The 16,865-nt window shown below is 71.3% G+C and carries 13 protein-coding genes and 2 tRNA genes; 7 read left to right on the top strand and 8 right to left on the bottom strand.

Going from position 1 to position 16,865, the window contains the following annotated elements; all coding sequences use genetic code 11:
- The first annotated feature begins 2 nt into the window (after positions 1 to 2).
- From EKE94_RS01110 to glpX, 3 genes are all read left to right on the top strand, one after another.
- Positions 3 to 1,310: a homoserine dehydrogenase gene (locus tag EKE94_RS01110; RefSeq protein ID WP_127904767.1), complete on the top strand. Its 1,308-nt coding sequence runs from the start codon at positions 3 to 5 to the stop codon at positions 1,308 to 1,310.
- Complete coding sequence (locus tag EKE94_RS01105) at positions 1,307 to 2,266, top strand: hypothetical protein (protein ID WP_164870776.1); 960 nt, start codon at positions 1,307 to 1,309, stop codon at positions 2,264 to 2,266. Before EKE94_RS01110 ends, EKE94_RS01105 begins: the two co-directional genes overlap by 4 nt.
- Positions 2,267 to 2,445: 179 nt before the next feature.
- Entirely contained in the window at positions 2,446 to 3,426 is a 981-nt protein-coding gene (glpX, locus tag EKE94_RS01100) for a class II fructose-bisphosphatase (RefSeq protein ID WP_127904765.1), read from the top strand.
- A gap of 321 nt (positions 3,427 to 3,747) precedes the next feature.
- On the opposite strand, the gene speB is transcribed toward glpX, so the two are convergent.
- The 3 genes from speB to mazG form a co-directional block, all read right to left on the bottom strand.
- Positions 3,748 to 4,719, bottom strand: coding sequence for an agmatinase (gene speB, locus EKE94_RS01095; protein WP_127904764.1), 972 nt, complete (start codon positions 4,717 to 4,719; stop codon positions 3,748 to 3,750).
- Between the two features lie 392 nt (positions 4,720 to 5,111).
- A complete protein-coding gene (locus EKE94_RS01090; RefSeq protein WP_127904763.1) occupies positions 5,112 to 6,122 on the bottom strand; it encodes a Fe(3+) ABC transporter substrate-binding protein in 1,011 nt (336 codons plus the stop codon).
- Between the two features lie 258 nt (positions 6,123 to 6,380).
- On the bottom strand, positions 6,381 to 7,238 hold the full coding sequence (mazG, locus tag EKE94_RS01085; protein WP_127904762.1) for a nucleoside triphosphate pyrophosphohydrolase: 858 nt from the start codon (positions 7,236 to 7,238) through the stop codon (positions 6,381 to 6,383).
- Between the two features lie 59 nt (positions 7,239 to 7,297).
- On the opposite strand from mazG, the gene EKE94_RS01080 reads away from it, so the two are divergent.
- The gene (locus EKE94_RS01080) at positions 7,298 to 8,458 is read left to right on the top strand and encodes a M20 aminoacylase family protein (protein ID WP_127904761.1); all 1,161 of its coding nucleotides are present in this window, start codon (positions 7,298 to 7,300) and stop codon (positions 8,456 to 8,458) included.
- A 463-nt stretch (positions 8,459 to 8,921) separates the two neighbouring features.
- On the opposite strand, the gene EKE94_RS01075 is transcribed toward EKE94_RS01080, so the two are convergent.
- The 3 genes from EKE94_RS01075 to EKE94_RS01065 form a co-directional block, all read right to left on the bottom strand.
- Positions 8,922 to 8,998: transfer RNA gene (locus tag EKE94_RS01075), tRNA-Asp, on the bottom strand.
- 35 nt (positions 8,999 to 9,033) lie between these two features.
- Positions 9,034 to 9,110: transfer RNA gene (locus tag EKE94_RS01070), tRNA-Asp, on the bottom strand.
- Between the two features lie 468 nt (positions 9,111 to 9,578).
- On the bottom strand, positions 9,579 to 11,243 hold the full coding sequence (locus EKE94_RS01065) for an ABC transporter permease (RefSeq protein WP_127904760.1): 1,665 nt from the start codon (positions 11,241 to 11,243) through the stop codon (positions 9,579 to 9,581).
- Between the two features lie 196 nt (positions 11,244 to 11,439).
- Here EKE94_RS01065 and EKE94_RS01060 point away from each other — a divergent pair, with 196 nt between their 5' ends.
- Positions 11,440 to 12,318 carry a hypothetical protein gene (locus tag EKE94_RS01060; protein ID WP_127904759.1) on the top strand — a complete coding sequence of 293 codons (879 nt, stop codon included), beginning with the start codon at positions 11,440 to 11,442 and terminating at the stop codon, positions 12,316 to 12,318.
- A gap of 473 nt (positions 12,319 to 12,791) precedes the next feature.
- Here the strand turns inward: EKE94_RS01060 and EKE94_RS01055 are convergent, their stop codons facing one another.
- Entirely contained in the window at positions 12,792 to 13,058 is a 267-nt protein-coding gene (locus EKE94_RS01055) for a DUF2312 domain-containing protein (protein ID WP_127904758.1), read from the bottom strand.
- A 232-nt stretch (positions 13,059 to 13,290) separates the two neighbouring features.
- On the opposite strand from EKE94_RS01055, the gene EKE94_RS01050 reads away from it, so the two are divergent.
- The gene (locus tag EKE94_RS01050) at positions 13,291 to 13,506 is read left to right on the top strand and encodes a hypothetical protein (protein WP_127904757.1); all 216 of its coding nucleotides are present in this window, start codon (positions 13,291 to 13,293) and stop codon (positions 13,504 to 13,506) included.
- A 373-nt stretch (positions 13,507 to 13,879) separates the two neighbouring features.
- On the opposite strand, the gene EKE94_RS01045 is transcribed toward EKE94_RS01050, so the two are convergent.
- A complete protein-coding gene (locus tag EKE94_RS01045; RefSeq protein ID WP_127904756.1) occupies positions 13,880 to 16,048 on the bottom strand; it encodes an enoyl-CoA hydratase-related protein in 2,169 nt (722 codons plus the stop codon).
- 294 nt (positions 16,049 to 16,342) lie between these two features.
- On the opposite strand from EKE94_RS01045, the gene EKE94_RS01040 reads away from it, so the two are divergent.
- Positions 16,343 to 16,756 (top strand): TIGR01244 family sulfur transferase, encoded by a 414-nt coding sequence (locus EKE94_RS01040; protein WP_127904755.1) that lies wholly within the window; start codon positions 16,343 to 16,345, stop codon positions 16,754 to 16,756.
- The last annotated feature ends 109 nt before the right edge of the window (positions 16,757 to 16,865 follow it).

Below are 16,865 nucleotides of genomic sequence, written 5' to 3'. Positions count from 1 at the left end.
TCATGACCCCGAGCCCCGATACCCAAGGCCCCCTCCGTCTCGGCATCGCGGGGCTCGGCACGGTCGGGGTCGGCGTTTTGCGCGCGATCCAGCGCCACGGCGCCTTGCTAGGCCGGCGCGCGGGGCGCGACGTGGTGGTGACGGCCGTCTCGGCCCGCGACCGCAGCCGCGACCGCGGCGTCCGGCTGGGCGACTACGGCTGGGAAGACGACGCCACCGCGCTGGCCGCGCGCGACGATGTCGACGTGGTGGTCGAGCTGATCGGCGGCCATGACGGCCCCGCGCTGGCGCTGGTCGAAGCCGCGATCGCCGCGGGCAAGGACGTGGTGACGGCGAACAAGGCGCTTCTGGCCCATCATGGCCAGCGGCTGGCCGAAGCGGCCGAGGCCGCGGGCGCCGCAATCCGGTTCGAAGCCGCCGTCGCCGGCGGCATCCCGGTGGTCAAGGCGCTGACCGAGGGGCTTGCCGGCAACGAGATTACCCGTGTCATGGGCGTGATGAACGGCACCTGCAATTACATCCTGACCCGGATGGAGCGTGCCGGCCTCACCTATGACGAGGTCTTCGCCGAGGCGCAGGCGCTGGGATATCTCGAAGCCGACCCGACGCTTGACGTGGGTGGCATCGACGCGGGTCACAAGCTGGCTCTGCTGGCCGCGATCGCCTTCGGCACCCGGGTCGATTTCGACGCCATGATGATGGAGGGGATCGAGCGGATCACCATCGACGACATCGAGCAGGCCGCCGACATGGGGTTCCGGATCAAGCTTCTGGGCGTCGCGAGGATGTCAGGGCGGGGGTTGGAACAGCGCATGTCGCCCTGCCTCGTGCCCGCGGCCAGCCCGCTGGGCCAGCTCGAGAACGCGATGAACATGGTCGTGCTGGAAGGCGACGCCGTGGGCCGTGTCACGCTGGGCGGCGCCGGCGCGGGCGAAGGACCGACCGCCAGCGCGGTGATGTCGGACATCCTCGACCTGGCGCGCGGCACCCGCCTGTCGACCTTCGGCCAACCGGCTTCGGGCCTGGCGCCCGCGCCCGCGGCCAGCCAGCCGACGCCCGCCCCCTATTACCTGCGCCTGACGTTGCAGGACAAACCCGGGGCGCTGGCCAAGATCGCCACCGTTCTGGGCGATGCCGGGATCTCGATCGACCGGATGCGGCAATACGGCCATGCCGACACGTCGACGGCACCGGTGCTGATCGTCACGCACAAGACCGGGCGCGGGGCGCTCGACCATGCGATATCGCAGATGGCGGGCACCGGCGTTCTGTCCGGCACACCTGTCGCGATCCGCATCGAAGACGTTTGAGCGGGGCCGGACACGCCGGCGCCGGGCTGGCGCCGCCGCTCACCCAGCCGCACAGGTTCGCCCGCCGCCGCCCGCCGCGGCGCCCTGCCAGCGGCGGCGAGCTTCCGGAGGACGCGGCCCAAACGGTGCGCCGCGGCGCCGCCGCCCGGGTCGAGGCGCCGCGCCGGCCCACGCCACGGCCGCGTCGCTGGGCCACCGCGGTCCTCATCGCCTGCGGCACGGTGATCGCTCTGGGACTGGCCCCGCTTCCCTCCGACCTGGCGCACCCGCAGGGCGCCGAGGCAACGCGCCTGGCCCTCATCCTCGCGGCGCAGCTGGCGCCTCTTCTGCCGTTGGTGCTGGGCCTGTTGCGGGCCCTCGGGCTGCGGACGGGGATGCGCGCGGCCTATGTCTCGGCGCTGATGGTGGGCACCGCGGGCGCGGTGCTGACGATGTCGGCCTACCGTCTGGAGCCCGGCATCGGCGAGGTGCTGCTGCTTCTGGGGGGGATCGTTTCCCTCGCGGCGGCGGCCTCCTTCGCGCTTCTGAACCGCCGCGGACTGGCCAGCATCGGCGGCGGGCTTGCCGGCCTTACGCTGGCGCTTTGCGCCATCCCGGCCTTCTGGTCGCTAGCCTCGGTCGCCGAGATCTCGGTCTCCGCCCGCACCATCGCCGGCGCCGATCCCTACTGCCTGGCCCGCCACAGCCGCGAAGCGCCTGTGCGCAGCCTCGCGGGATTGCGGGCGGCGAGCTTTCGCGCGGGGCTCGATTCTGCGGCGATGGACGCGGGGTGGCAATTCCACGGCCTGCTGCTGCTCGACCGGCCCGGCGGGCTCGAGGCCTGGAACTGGTCGCCGCGCGCGGCACGCTTCGACAGGATCGAGAACCCCGAGCGCTTTCTCCTGCGTCCCCTGACGGCCTGCCGCCCGCAACCCGACTATCTGGGCGACCTGCCGCTGCTGCCGGGCCCGGACTGACCGCCGCCCCCCGGCCCGCAACACGGACACCCCGCGCCGCAGGATGGCGCGCCAGCCGCGATCCCGTGGCCCTGTTCGATGCACGGGGCATTCCGCCGCACCTTCGGCGGTAACAGCCTTGGCGCCCTGCGGCGGCTGGGCTAGACCCGGGGCAACCAGACCCCGGAGGAGCACCGTCCATGTCCAAGCCCGATTTCAACGACCGACTGCTGTCGCTGGGCCTTGCCCGCGTGTCCGAGGCCGCGGCGCTCGCCTCGGCCCGGCTGATCGGGCGGGGGGACGAAAAGGCCGCCGACCAGGCAGCCGTCAACGCGATGCGCGACCAGCTCAACATGCTCGACATCGCCGGAACGGTGGTGATCGGCGAAGGCGAACGCGACGAGGCGCCGATGCTTTACATCGGCGAGGAGGTCGGCACCGGCAACGGGCCCGCCGTGGATATCGCGCTCGACCCGCTGGAGGGCACGACGCTGACCGCCAAGGACATGCCCAACGCGCTGACCGTGATCGCGATGGGTCCGCGTGGCTCGCTGCTGCACGCGCCCGACGTCTACATGGACAAGCTGGCCGTCGGACCGGGCTACCGGCAGGGTGTGGTGACGCTGGACATGTCGCCGTCGGAACGCGTCTCGGCACTGGCCGCGGCGCGGGGCGTCTCGACCGAGGACATCACCGTCTGCGTGCTGGAACGCCCCCGCCACGAAGAGATGATTGCCGAGATCCGCACTACCGGCGCGGCGGTCCGCCTGATCACCGATGGCGACGTCGCCGGCATCATCCACTGTGCCGAGCCCGAGCGCACGGGCATCGACATGTACATGGGCTCCGGCGGCGCGCCCGAGGGCGTCCTGGCCGCGGCGGCTCTCAAATGCATGGGCGGGCAGCTTTACGGCAAGCTGCTGTTCCGCAACGATGACGAAAAAAGCCGCGCCGAGAAGGCCGGGATCACCAATCTCAACCGCGTCTACACCCGCGACGACATGGTGACGCGCGACGTGATCTTCGCCGCGACCGGGGTGACCGATGGCTCGATCCTGCCGGGGATCAAGCGCGAGGTCACGCATCTGACGACCGAGACGATCCTGATGCGGTCGAAGACCGGATCGGTCCGGCGGATGATCTACCGCAACCCGGTCAAGCACAGCCCCACCCCACAGTAAGGTACGACAGGCCCGGACCGGCGCGCGCCTTGCCGGCCGGTCGCCGCCTCCGGCGGGAGTATTTTTAAAGAGAAGAAGCAGGATGTTCCGCGTCGTCCGAAGCCTGCCGCCATCTGACAGTACGTAAGGCGGTAGCGCGGGGAACCGCGGGCCGTAAGCTGTTTCTTCTCTTTCCAAATACTTCCGCCGGAGGCGTCCGCGGCCTGCCGAAATCGCATCGCTCCCTAAAAGCGCGCGCCCGCCTGCCAAGCAGGCCCGATCCAGGCTCCCCGTCGCACGGGCCGGCATTGGGCGGCGGCGACCTCCCGCGTCATTTGGCGCTCAGGTCGCCTTCTCTTGGCGGGTCCAGCACCACAGGCACATGATTTCCGTGGCCACGTGGGCGGCCGCAATCGCGGTGGCGCCGGTGGTGTCGAAGGGGGGTGAGACCTCGACCACGTCGCCCGCGACGAGGTTGATCCCCGCGATATCGCGCAGGATCGCCGCGGCCTGCCAACTGGCCAATCCGCCCCAGACCGGCGTTCCGGTGCCGGGCGCGAAGGCGGGATCGAGCGCGTCGATATCGAAACTCAGGTAGGACGGCGCGGTACCGGCGGTTTCGCGAATCGCGTCGGCCACCCAGGCGACCCCGCGCTCGTGCACATCGCGCGCCGGGATCGTGCGGATGCCCAGCGGGTCGGGGTTCACGGTCCGGATACCGATTTGAACCGACCGCGCGGGATCGACGATGCCTTCGCGCACCGCCTTGTAGAACATCGTCCCGTGGTCGATCCGGGTCATGTTGTCGTCGGCCCAGGTGTCGGAATGGGCGTCGAACTGGACAAGCCCCACCGGCCCGTGCCGCGCGGCCACCGCGCGCAACAGTGGCAAGGAGATCGAGTGATCGCCACCCAGGGTCAGAAGTCCGGCCCCCGCCTCAACCACCTGCGCCGCACGGGACTGCAGCACCTGCGGGAAGGCCGCAACATCGGCATAGTCGAAGGCCAGATCGCCGGTATCGGCGATGGCGAATTCCTCAAGCGGATCGAAATCCCAGCCCCAGGGCGGATCATAGGGCTGAAGCAGCGATGCCTCGCGGATCGCCCGCGGGCCCAGCCGCGTCCCGGGACGGTTGGTCACCGCCTGGTCGAAGGGCACGCCCATCACTGCCAGATCGACGCCCACCAGGTCCTTGGTATAGCTGCGCCGCAGGAAGGAGGCCGCGCCACCGAAGGCATTCTCGAAGGACCGGCCCTTGAGCCCCTGCCGCGTGAATGCGGAATCAACTTCGTTCTTCGCGTCTTCCAGCGCCATGGCCCGACCTTTCCTTCGCAGCGTCACGCCATCAAAGAAGCCCAGGAGCCGGTGGGGTCAAGCGCCATGCGCCACGTATTTGTCTCTGGCCAAGGCGCTGAGACCTACGGCACCGAGGCGGGTCTGCGCGCGCAACGGGCAACGCGCGCGCATCGCAGCCCCCGTGGCCAAGGCGCGATGATCGACAGCCGGCGTTTCGAGACAGGCGATGCCCGTCCGGGCCGTCACCGGCAATGATAAGCACGTTCGGCGGCTGTCGGAGCGCGCAAGGGTCGTGGCGAGTGTCAGGGCGGCCGCTGGCCCGCAGCTTGTCACCCGCGGGACGCTCGCCGCACCGTTAAAACGGACGGCGGACTCTGCGCCCCGCCCCACTGGTGCGTTGCGCCGGGGGGTCAGCCGTCGAAGTCGATCTCCTGCATCAGGCGCAGCGCGTCGTCGCGATTGGCGGCGATCTCGGGCAGGTCCGTTTCGTCCGGCCGGATCTCGCCCCAGCTCGCCACGAGGTCCGAGGCCGGCGTGTCGGGGTCGGCGGGATACTCGTGCACGACCTCGGCGTAGATCTTCTGTGCCTCGGGCGAGGCGAGGTAGTCCATGAAGGCGCGCGCGGCCTCGGGATGCGGCGCGGCGCGGGTCATCGCCACGCCCGATATGTTGACATGCGTGGTGTCGGTATCCTCGAAGACCGGGAACTCGATCCGCACCGCGTTGGCCCATTCGGCCTGCTCGGGGTCGTCCAGCATCGCCCCCATGTAATAGGTGTTGCCCAGCGAGATGTCGCATTCCCCGGCCCAGATCGCGCGGACCTGCGCACGGTCGTCGCCGGCGGGCGGACGGGCGAGGTTATCCTTGATCCCCTGCGCCCATTCCTTCGTCGCGTCATAGCCGTGGTGGGCGATCATCGCCGCGACAAGCCCCAGCGTGTAGGAATGCGTGCCTGAACGGGTGCAGATACGGCCCTTCCACTCGGGGTCCGCGAGCGCCTCGTAGGTGGTGATCTCGCCCGGGGCCACGCGGTCCTTCGCGGCGTAGACGATGCGACCGCGATAGGTGACGCCGAACCAGTGCCCCTCGGCGTCGCGCATCGCCGCGGGAATATGCGCCGAGAGAGCGTCGGAGCTGACGGGCTGGGTCACCCCGGCCTCCTTGGCCTGCGTCAGGCGCGAAATATCGACCGTCAGGATGATGTCGGCGGGCGACCGGTCGCCCTCGGCCACCAGTCGCTCGGTCAAGCCCTGGTTGATGTAGGCGGCGTTGGTCTCGATCCCCGTGGCCTTCGTGAACCCGTCGAGGATCGGCTGGATCAGCTCGGGTTGGCGGTAGGAGTAGATGTTGACCTCCTGCGCCACGGCCGGGCTGCTCAGAAGCGCCGCGGCCAGGGCGAGCGGAGTGGGACGGATCATCATGGACATACCTCCGGGAATTTCGTGGCCAAGGTAAAGGCGATGCCCGCCCCCGGGTCAATGCGCGGCGGGGCCGCAGGGCGCGGGCAGCCCCTGTCCGACGGGGCGGACCTACGAAACGTGCGCTGGCGTCCGGGGCTGATACCCTGCCACACGGGGCCGCGTTTCCTCATGCGGCCGCCCGTGACCCTATGGCCCAGGCGGCCGGCCCCGGATCCGAGCCGTGCGACACCCGGCGCGGCCCGCCCGCCCCGGCGCGGGTTACGCGCGCTCGTCGCGCGCCGCGGCCTTGGCGGCCTGCCAATGCGCCTCCATCTCCTCAAGCGTCGCGTCGCGGGGGGAGCGGCCCTCTGCGGCGAGCCGGGCCTCGACCTGGGCGAAGCGGTGCGCGAACTTCTCGTTCGCGCGGCGCAGGGCGGCCTCGGGGTCCTGCCCCATGTGGCGGGCGAGGTTCACAGTCGAGAACAGCACATCGCCCAGCTCGTCCTCGATCGCGTCGGGATCGCCGGTTCGGGCCGCCTCGGCGAACTCGGCGGCCTCTTCGGCCAGCTTCTCCGCCGCGCCCCCCGGATCGGGCCAGTCAAAGCCCACGCGCGCGGCACGCTTTTGCAGCTTCAGCGCCCGGGTCAGCGCGGGCAGCCCGAGCGCCACACCGTCGAGCGCCCCGCCCTCGCCCCGGTCCGCGCGTTCGCCGGCCTTCACCCTCTCCCAGTCGCCGACCTGCGCGGCGGCGGTCTTGTCGCGGCTGTCGGACCCGAAGACATGCGGGTGGCGCGAGATCATCTTGGCCGTGACGCTGCGCGCGACGGCATCGAAATCGAACCGCCCGGCCTCGTCCCCCATCTGCGCGAAATAGACCACCTGCAACAGCAGGTCCCCCAGCTCGCCCGGCACTTCGTCCCATGCGCGGCGGGCGATGGCATCGGCGACCTCATAGGCCTCTTCGATGGTGTAGGGCACGATCGAATCGAAATCCTGCTCGATGTCCCACGGACACCCCTTTTCAGGGTCGCGCAGCCGCGCCATCAGGGCCAGCAGACGCGGCATCCCGTCGGGCACGTCGTAGATGGGGTCGTAGTCGGGCGCGGGTCCGCGCGTGACGTCGGGGGTTGGGGTCATGGACAAGGCTCCTGTTCCGCCGCAAGTCTGTTCCATCAGGACCGCGAAGGAGAGTCCATATGCCCGTGCTGAACCGCATCGCCGAATTCGGCGCCGAGATGACCGAGTGGCGCAGGCATCTGCACCGCCGCCCCGAACTGGGCTTCGACTGCCACGAAACCGCGGCCTTCGTCGCCGCGCGGCTGCGCGACTTCGGCGTCGACGAGGTACACGAGGGCATCGCGCAAAGCGGGGTCGTGGCGCTGATCCACGGGCGTGGCGACGGGCCCGTGATCGGCCTGCGCGCCGACATGGACGCCCTGCCGATGGACGAGGCGACAGGCGCCGATCATGCCAGCGAAACCGTGGGCAAGATGCATGCCTGCGGCCATGACGGGCATACGGTGATGCTGCTGGGCGCCGCGCGCTACCTGACCGAGACGCGGAATTTCGCGGGCTGCGTTGCGCTGCTGTTCCAGCCCGCGGAAGAGGCGGGCGGAGGCGGCGGCGTGATGGTCGACGAGGGCGTGATGGACCGCTTCGGCATCGCCCGCATCTTTGCCCTGCACAATGCACCGGGCCAGAAGATGGGCAGTTTCGAAACCTGCGCCGGTCCGATCATGGCCGCGGTCGACGAGTTCGAGGTCACCTTCGAGGGCAAGGGCGGGCACGCGGCCTTTCCCGATCTCTGCACCGATCCGATCCCGCCCGCGCTGGCCTTTGCGCAGGGCTGCCAGTCGGTGGTGGCGCGCAACGCCCCCCCGACCGAGGCGCTTGTGGTGTCGGTGACGCAGGTGCACGCAGGATCGGCCTCGAACGTGGTGCCGGGCGACGCCTGGGTCGGCGGCACGGTGCGCAGCTTTGCCCCTGCCGTGCGGGACATGGCCGAACGGCGCATCCGCGCGCTGGCCGAGGCGCAGGCGCAGGCTTATGGCGTGACGGTCAGGGTGACGTATTCGCGCGAATACCCGCCCACGGTGAACGACGCGGATCAGGCGGCCTTTGCCGCCGAGGTCGCGCGCGAGGTGGCCGGCGACGCCGGTGTCCGCGAGGATCGGCGCCCCGAGATGGGGGCCGAGGATTTTGCCTACATGCTACAAGCCCGACCGGGCGCCTACCTTTTCCTGGGACAGGGCCCGGGCGCCTTCTGCCACCATCCGGAATACGATTTCAACGACGAGATCGCGCCTGTCGGCGCCTCGTTCTTCGCCCGCCTCGTGGAGCGCGCACAGCCGCTCTGATCCCATCGGGCCGCGCCTGCACCTGCCCCCTCAGACCGGGCGTCAGGCCCCGGGGGACAGGGCGGCAAGCGGTCGCCCCCTTTGTCCGCGGGCGGCGCCCTGCCCCACCGGACGGGCCCCGCGCCCCGGATGGACCGGGCATGACACGGGGGACGGATGCTGCGACGGGGGACGGACGCTGCGGACCGGGCCGGGCGGCTTCGGTACCGTCAGATCATGGCAAGGCGTGCATCCGCCTGTCGGTCACAGGCCAGCCCAGACGATCCGAGGTCCAACGCACATGGCGGTCGGCGACATCTTCGGGCGAAGTCCGGGATCGAACCCTCGGCCTGCCCGATCACCGTCATGCCGTGCACGGATCTGTCAGGGGCCGAGATGTCGGACACCGAGACATAGGGCAACAAGAGGTAGGGAACCGAGCTTTCGGCACGAATCTGCGGGGGGGGGAAGTCTGAAGAGAAAATGGCGCGGTTGACGGGACTCGAACCCGCGACCCCCGGCGTGACAGGCCGGTACTCTAACCAACTGAGCTACAACCGCGCATCTCGTGCGGTGTCGGCGAAATGGGACAGTGATGGCGCGGTTGACGGGACTCGAACCCGCGACCCCCGGCGTGACAGGCCGGTACTCTAACCAACTGAGCTACAACCGCCCACTGTCCATCCGGGGCCGACCCCGAACGTGAGGCGCGTTCTATGGCCGCCTCCCGCCCCCGTCAAGCACCAAGCCCCGCCGCATGACGCTTTTTCTGCGCGACCATGCGGCAAGTGCGGGCATTGCCGGTGCGCATCGCCGGTTGACGTCGCGGCAGTGCCGCCCGTGCTTCACGCAGGCACCGTCCGGGTCGCCCGGCAAGGGCCGGCGCGCGGCCCCCCCCCGCCCTTCCCCTGCGGCGGCGGTCATCCGCGCCCGGGATCGTCGGGTTGCAATCTCGGCCGGGCCGCATCCGGTCGGCAAGGCTATGACCGGGTCGCGGCAGGCCTCACGCCATCCAGGCGAGCGCGTCGCAGGGTCGCCGCCGCTTTCCACCGCGTGACGGGCGAGTGGAATGGTCGCCCGCCCTTCGTCCGCCCGGCGCGCCGCAGCCCTCGGGCAGCCCGCGCGTGGCCCCCGGGTGGACTCAGCGATTCGCGCGGGCCAGGACACCCGTGGCGACCAATCCCACCGCCATGACCAGAAGCGCCGCCGGAGCGGCCTCGCCCAGTTTCTCGAGCGAGGCCTGCTCGTAGACCCGGGTCGACAGGGTGTTGTAATTGAACGGACGCAAAAGCAGCGTCGCCGGCAGTTCCTTCACCGCGTCGACGAAGACCAGAAGCAGCGCGGTCCCCACGCTCGACCGCATCAGCGGCAGATGCACGGCGCGCAGCGTGCCGCCGGCGCTGCGCCCCAGCGTGCGCGCGGCCATCGGCAGGCTGGGGGCGATCCGGCCCATCCCGGCATCCGCCGCGCCTTGTGCGATGGCGAAGAACCGCACGACGTAGGCCAGCACCACCGCCGCGGCCGAACCGGTCAGCAGAAGGCCCGGATCGTGCCCTGTGAGGGCCTGAACCGCATCGGCCAGACGGTTGTCCAGCGCCGCGAGCGGGATCAGCAGACCCAGCCCCAGCACGGCGCCGGGCGCGGCATAGCCCAACGTGGTGAAGGGCAGCACCAGTCGCGGCAGAGCCCGCCCCGACAGGCGCATGCCATAGACCATGAAAAGCGCCGCGGTCACGGTGATCACCGCCGCGCCGCCCGCAGCCGTCAGGGTATGCCACAGCGCGCGCGCCAGCGCCGGGTCGACCCAGGCGTCGGGGTGGCGCAGGGCATGCGCCCCGATCACGCCAACCGGCAGCACGAACCCCAGCGCAACCGGGGCCACGCAGACCGCGCAGGCCGCCCAGCCGGCAAGCCGCGGCAAAGGCTGCGGCACCGCCGGACGGTCGCTGCGCGAAGGCCGGTGAAACCGCACCCGCCGGCGCCCGATCTTTTCAAGCGCGACAAGCGCTCCCACCACGGCGAGGATCACGCAGGCAATCTGCGCCGCGCCTCCCGCATTGCCCATCTCGAGCCAGGTGGTGAAGATGCCCGTGGTCAGCGTCTGCACGCCGAAATAGTCGACGACGCCGAAATCGCTGACCGTCTCCATCATCGCGATGGCCGCGCCCGCCGCGATGGCCGGGCGCGCCAGCGGCAACCCGACGCGCCGGAACCGTCCCAGCCCGCGGGCGCCGAGCGCGCGGGCGACCTCGTAGACGCCCGCCGACTGTTCGCGGAACGCCGCCCGGGTCAGCAGGTAGACGTAGGGGTAGAGAGCCGCGCTCAGCACCATCGCGGCGGCAGGTTCGGACCGGATCGCCGGGAACCAGTAATCAGCCGGGCTCTGCCAACCCATCGCGGCCCGCAGTCCGCGCTGGACCGGCCCCGCGTATTCGAGGAAATCGACCAGGGCATAGGCCCCGACATAGGCCGGGATCGCCAGCGGCAGCAGCAGCGCCCATTCCAGCCAGCGCCGCCCGGGAAAGCGGTACATCACGACAAGCCACGCGGCCCCGGCCCCCACCATCGCCGACAGCGCCCCGACCGCCAGCGTCAGCCGCAGCGAATGCCCCAGATAGCGCGGCAGGGTGGTGGCCATCAGGTGCGGCCAGATATTCTCGGTCGGTGCGAAGGCCAGCACAAGCACCGCCGCGATCGGCATGCAGACCAGCGCGGCGATCGCCAGCGCCCCCGCCGACCAGGGCGAGATCGGTGTCGTGGTGCGCCGCACGGCGGGCTGCGTGCTCTGGGCTGTCTCTGCGCTCATGACCCAAGCTTTTCTCCGATACCGGCGTCCCTGTCCAGAATCCCTCCCCCACCGCTTCGGGGGATTGAACGCCATCGCGGGATGGCAGAGAAATAGGGACCGCCGCAGAGGCGGCGACGGATCATCGGCGCCGTCCAGCGGGGGCGCCCGGGCCCCGAGACCCAGGCACGGGCACGGCGGCAAGGCAGGAGACGGGATGGAGATCGCCTTTCACATCGGTGCGCATTGCACCGACGACGACCGGCTTCTGAAGACGCTGCACCGCAATGCCGAAGCATTGGCCGCGCAGGGCGTCAGCGTGCCCGCCCCCGCACAGTACCGCATCCTTCTGCGCGACCTCGCGACGGGGCTGCGCGGCGACGCCGCCACCCACGAGGCCGAGGAGGCGCTTTTGGAGGCGATCCTCGGCGGCGCGGACCTGGGGCGACTGGTGCTGAGCAACGACAGCTTTCTCAGCGCCCCGGCCCGGGCCGTGGGCGAGGGCCGCTTGTACCCCCGCGCGCACAAGGCGGCGTGGCTGCGCAACGCGGTGCCGTCCTGCGACGTGTCCTTTCACCTCGCCATGCGCGATCCGGCGGGCTTCGTCCCGGCGGTCTTTGCCCGGCAGGGTGGCCGGCCCGAGGAATTTCGCGCCTATATCGAGGGCACCGACCCGATGCATCTGCGCTGGTCCGACATGGTCGCGCAGCTGCGCGAGGCGGTGCCCGATTGCCCGATCACCGTCTGGCAGAACGAGGAGTCGCCGCTGATCTGGACCGACATCCTGCGGGACATGGCGGGGCTCGGGACGGATGCGCCGCTGCAGGGCGGGTTCGACGGCATCCGCCCGATCATGTCGCAGGAGGGGATGAAGAAGCTGCGTGCCTATACCCGCGCCCACCCCCCGGCGACCGAGGCGATGCGCCGCCGGGTCGTCGTCGCCTTCCTAGACAAGTTCGCGCTCGACGAAGAAGTCGAGGCCGAGTTCGACCTGCCCGGCTGGACCGAAGAGCTGACCGATGCGCTGTCCGAAGCCTACGAGGCCGACATGGCCCGGGTGGCCGAGATCCCCGGCGTCACCTTCCTGACCCGCTAGCCCTGACCCGCTAGCGCGAGGTGGGTGCGACCGGGCGGGCCAGCAGGGGCATGCCGGAGGGGGAGGCCGGTTCAGGCCGACACGCATCGCCGCCCGCGCCCTTACCGCCCCCCGTCCGGGACAGCCGCCACAAGAGTGCGCGCCAGCCGGCCCCGGGCGACTGGTCTTGCCGCGATCGGGCGTCAACGGGCGCTTTCAGATTGCGTGATAGGTGGGCCGACGGCCGGGAACGCCGTGGCAGTCGGGACGCCAGTCACAGGAAGTCGGGGCCGTCACGGCCGCGACTGTCCGGTGGCCTGCCTGTCCCGAGCCGCCGGCGGCGCAGACGGGCCGGGCCTCGCCAGTCGTTGGGTTGGCCTTTAGGGCGGGCGGCCCCACGGGAGCGACGGCCCGGTCGATCCGGGCGCCGTCCACAGCGCCCCGAGGAGCCCTCGCGCATAGGCGGAAGTCGCCCCGCCGGGGCGGGGCTGAAGTTACTCCATCCCGAGGGCGGACTTGTACATTTCAAGCACCGCCTCTTCCTCGGCGATGTCGTCCTTGTCGCGCTTGCGCAGGGCGATGACCTTGCGCATCACCTTGGTGTCGTAGCCGCGGCCCTTCGCCTCGGCCATGACCTCTTTCTGCTGTTCCGCGATGTCCTTCTTTTCCTGCTCGAGCCGCTCGAAGCGCTCTATAAACGACCGCAGCTCGTCCGCGGTGACGCGGTAGCTGTCGGATGTCGGATCGGTGATGTCGCTCATGCCGGCCTGCCTCAGCCTTGTTTCCTGTATGGTCCATGCCTCTAGCCCGTCCACCCGGCCGCCCGCAAGGTCCCAGCGGACCGCGGGCGCAGCGGCGTGTCGCCCGCGCCAGAGGCCGTCGCATGCCCTGACCGCGCCCCTGACCGTTTCCACCGGGACCATGCCCGAGATTGCCGAGCCGGCGCGGATGCTCTAGGCAGGCGCGCGGAACCGGCAGCGCAGGGGCAGGCACATGGACATCTTGATCTGGATCGGCGTCGTACTGACGCTTCTGGGCATTGCCGGGCTGGGGCTTTGCGTGGTCAAGGGCGTATCGCTGCGTCGCGCGGGACTGTCGGACGCCGACCTGCGGGCCCGTCTGCAAAGACTGGTGGCGCTGAACCTCGGGGCGCTGGCCGTGTCGGCCCTGGGACTGATCGCGGTCATCACCGGCATCCTGCTGGGCTGAGCCGCTTTCGGCGTCGGCCAGGCGCGGGCGCGACGGCCGACTCAGTCGAACGACCGGACCCGCGCAGCGGCACCGCCGTATCGGCGGTTGGCGGTCGAACGCAGCGTCCTTGGTACAGTTAAACAGCCCGGACAGGCGTCGTCGGCGGCTCGACCTCGCAAAGCGATCCTATTCCGACGACCAAATGTAAGCGGCGTGGTCCCGCACCTCCCCAGCCCTGCCCGGCGCACCATGCCCGTCGTCACGCGACCCGATCCCCCTTGCGGCCCGCCCGGCTTCATCGTCCATCGTGACGCCCGGCAGGCAAGTTGCATCAGGCGGGATACGTCAGGCAGGAAGGCTTTCGGGTCGGGGCGTGTCGCGGGGGGCATCGTCAGGCAGCCCCCCCCTCCAGCGTTCGACCCGTCTTGATCAGGTCGGCCAGCAGCGGCGGCGGGGTCCAGAGCTCGGGATCTTCGGCGGCGAGGGCGCGCAGGCGGGATTGCAGGCGGACAAGACCGCCCTGCCCCGCCGCGTGCATCGGCCCGCCCGAGATCCGCGGCAGGCCCAGTCCGTGGATCGCCACAAGGTCGATATCCGCCGCCTGTCCCGCCGCGCCTGACGCCACAGCGCGCAGGCCCGCGACGGCCAGCGCGGCCTCGATCCGGTCGCGGATGCCCGCGGCGTCGGGCGGCGCCTCGCCAGCGTCGGGTGTCGGGGCCGCGGCCTCGGTCCCGCCGGAGATCGCGCGCAGGACCAAGGGCGTCACCCCCCCGGGCTGCCCGCCCGCCCAGTCGTAAAGCCCCGCACCCGCGGCCCGCCCGGTCTGCCCGACCTCGGCCAGGGTTTCCAGGAACCCCAGCCCGGGGTGCGCCCAGCCCGCGGCCGACGCGGCGGCGGCCTGCGCCGTCACCCGGTCCAGCCCGTCGCGGTCGAACCGCAGGCAGGGCCCGGTGCGCCACCCCGCGGCGCGCAAGCTTGCATCGATAGCCTCAGGGGTGGCGCCCGACAGCAGCAGCCGTTCGACCGTCCGGGCGAGGGTTGCCGACAGCGTCAGCCGCAGCCGTCCGGCCACGCCCGCGCCCTGCACCACGTGGCGCCCCAGCCGCCGGGCGAATCCGGCCGCCGCCGCGACCGCATCTGGCGTCGCGCCGGGGGCGGCGGCCAACCCCGCAAGGCCGCGCGCCTCGATATCCCGCGGCAGGTCCAGCGTGACCAGAGCGGGCTGCGCCCCCTCGCGCGCCAGCCGGTCCACGTCGCCGGTGGCGTCGATCCGCACGCAGCGGGTGTCGGTGCCCGCCGCCACCGCCATTGCGCGCAGCAATTCGCGGACCAGGTCGGGGTCCGTCTCGCCTCCCTCCACGGCCAGGGGCACCGCGCCCAGCCGCTCCAGCCGGGTGGTCGGGGCCAGCCGCGCCAGCCTGCGGTCGCGCTCCTCCGCCGCCAGCCGGCCGGCCAGCACCTCGGCATCGAGCCCGTCTACCAACGCCCCGAGCGCGGTATCGAGCCCGCCCTGGTCGACCTCGACCAACGTCACGGCCAGTCCGGCCGCCAGAGCCTCGGCCACGAGCGGGACGCCCGCGACACCGATCACCGCGACTTCGCCGCGGGCAGACGCCGTGCCGCCCGAGGGACGCAGGCGGGCGGGATCGACCTCGGCCCGGGCGACGTGGATCAGCGCACGCGTGGCCGGTGTCGCCAGGGCATCGGCGCGCGCGGCGCGCTCCATCCCGAGCCCGGCCTCGAGCGACAGGATCAGCGCGGCCTCGACGCAGTCGATGACCCGCAGCGCCACGGTGTCCTTACCCTGCTCCCCGGAAGAGAGGGCCGACCGCGCCTGCGCGATCTCGGCCAGATAGGCCGAGGGATCGGCCAGCCCCGCGTTCCGGTCGAGCGGCCGAAGCTCGGGCGTCACGGCCAGCTCGGCGGCGAGCGCCATCGCCTCGGGCAGCCCCGCGACAGTGTCGTGGAACGGGTGCGCCGCCGTGGCCGCCGGGCCCCGGCGCACCGACAGATCGGCGATACCGGCCGCGACGGCCCCGGCGGCGTCCAGCGTCGCGCCTCCCAGCAGGCAGTCCAGCGCCTGCCGCGCGCCACAGCGCCGCGGCAGGCGCTGCGTGGCCCCCGCAGCGGGCGGCAGGCCCAGTGCCGTGTCGGTAAAGGCCAGCGACAGCCCCTCGACCGCGATGCAGCCATCCGCGGCGAGCGCAAGCTCGGCCAGGCCGCCGGTCACGCGGCCGGCAAGGCGCAGTACGACCGGACAGGGCATGGCCTCGATCATCTCGGCAAGTTCGGCCAGCGTCGGCGGCGTATCTTCCGCGTCCGCCCGTCTGCGCCTGGTCGCGGGAGGGCGGAGCGCATCCGGATCGGCCAGCCCGGCATCGGCAAAGCCCGCGGGGCCCGCAGGGCCCAGGACCACGCCGACCAGCCCGGTGTCCGTCGCGGCGTCCTGCAACGCCCGGGCCAGCCCGGCCCGATCGTCGGGGCCCAGCCCGGCGGCCGGCAAATCAGCGAGGGCCAGGAGAAGGATGCCCCGGCGGCGGGCCTGGAGAAGTCGGCTCATCCTCGTCGCGCCCGGCCGGGGACCGCGACGCGAAACGCGGAGGACTGGTGGCGATCCGGTGCGTCATGTCTGTGTGTCATGAGGTCAACCGTTATCCGTACATCGGAAAAACGCAATCTCCCCCGACCTTTCCCGGCCTCCGGTTGCGATGGTGTTGCCCCCGCGCGCATCCGGCCGGGCCGTGTCGCACCACGTCGGCCCCCTGCGCGGCGGCCCCTCTCCGCCCGGGATTGCGGGCGCCGTGCGCGAAGCGGCACTGGACGAGGGCCGGGGCGAGGCTGTAATCATGGCGCCATGGATATCAGACCGCTCACCCCCGCCTACGCCGTTGCGCCGCAGATCGCGCCGCAGGATTTCTCTGCTCTGGCCGAGGCCGGTTACACCACGGTAATCTGCAATCGCCCCGATACCGAAAATCCCGAAGAGCTGGGGTCGGACGCGATGGCCGAGGCCGCTGCTTCGGCGGGGGTCGACTTCCACTATGTCCCGGTGATGAACGGCGCGCTAGGCCCCGAGCAGGTCGAGGCGCATCGCGTCTTGCTCGACGCGGCGTCCGGCCCGGTCTTCGCCTACTGCCGGTCGGGCACACGGTCGTCGATCATCTGGGCGCTGGGTCAGAAGGGCCGGATGCCCACGGACGAGATCCTGTCCGCCGCGGCGGGCGCCGGTTACGACCTGTCGGGCCTGCGCGGCGAACTCGACGCCTGAGGCGACGAAAGAGATCGACCATCCTGACCCTGTGCGCGCAAATGGGCAGGCGAAGGCTGGTGACCTAGCTCCGACAGGTCAGGTTGGACGGGCCAAGACCGCAATTGTC

Origin of the sequence: Mesobaculum littorinae (genome assembly GCF_004011175.1) — a bacterium.
GTDB lineage: Bacteria > Pseudomonadota > Alphaproteobacteria > Rhodobacterales > Rhodobacteraceae > Tranquillimonas > Tranquillimonas littorinae.
This window is presented reverse-complemented; position numbering and strand designations above follow the sequence as displayed.

Excerpts from the sequence above, each read along its gene's own strand:
- EKE94_RS01110 (WP_127904767.1), top strand. The coding sequence starts at position 3 with ATGACCCCGAGCCCCGATACCCAAGGCCCCCTCCGTCTCGGCATCGCG.
- glpX (WP_127904765.1), top strand. The coding sequence starts at position 2,446 with ATGTCCAAGCCCGATTTCAACGACCGACTGCTGTCGCTGGGCCTTGCC.
- speB (WP_127904764.1), bottom strand. The coding sequence starts at position 4,719 with ATGGCGCTGGAAGACGCGAAGAACGAAGTTGATTCCGCATTCACGCGG.
- EKE94_RS01090 (WP_127904763.1), bottom strand. The coding sequence starts at position 6,122 with ATGATGATCCGTCCCACTCCGCTCGCCCTGGCCGCGGCGCTTCTGAGC.
- mazG (WP_127904762.1), bottom strand. The coding sequence starts at position 7,238 with ATGACCCCAACCCCCGACGTCACGCGCGGACCCGCGCCCGACTACGAC.
- EKE94_RS01080 (WP_127904761.1), top strand. The coding sequence starts at position 7,298 with ATGCCCGTGCTGAACCGCATCGCCGAATTCGGCGCCGAGATGACCGAG.
- EKE94_RS01065 (WP_127904760.1), bottom strand. The coding sequence starts at position 11,243 with ATGAGCGCAGAGACAGCCCAGAGCACGCAGCCCGCCGTGCGGCGCACC.
- EKE94_RS01060 (WP_127904759.1), top strand. The coding sequence starts at position 11,440 with ATGGAGATCGCCTTTCACATCGGTGCGCATTGCACCGACGACGACCGG.
- EKE94_RS01055 (WP_127904758.1), bottom strand. The coding sequence starts at position 13,058 with ATGAGCGACATCACCGATCCGACATCCGACAGCTACCGCGTCACCGCG.
- EKE94_RS01050 (WP_127904757.1), top strand. The coding sequence starts at position 13,291 with ATGGACATCTTGATCTGGATCGGCGTCGTACTGACGCTTCTGGGCATT.
- EKE94_RS01045 (WP_127904756.1), bottom strand. The coding sequence starts at position 16,048 with ATGAGCCGACTTCTCCAGGCCCGCCGCCGGGGCATCCTTCTCCTGGCC.
- EKE94_RS01040 (WP_127904755.1), top strand. The coding sequence starts at position 16,343 with ATGGATATCAGACCGCTCACCCCCGCCTACGCCGTTGCGCCGCAGATC.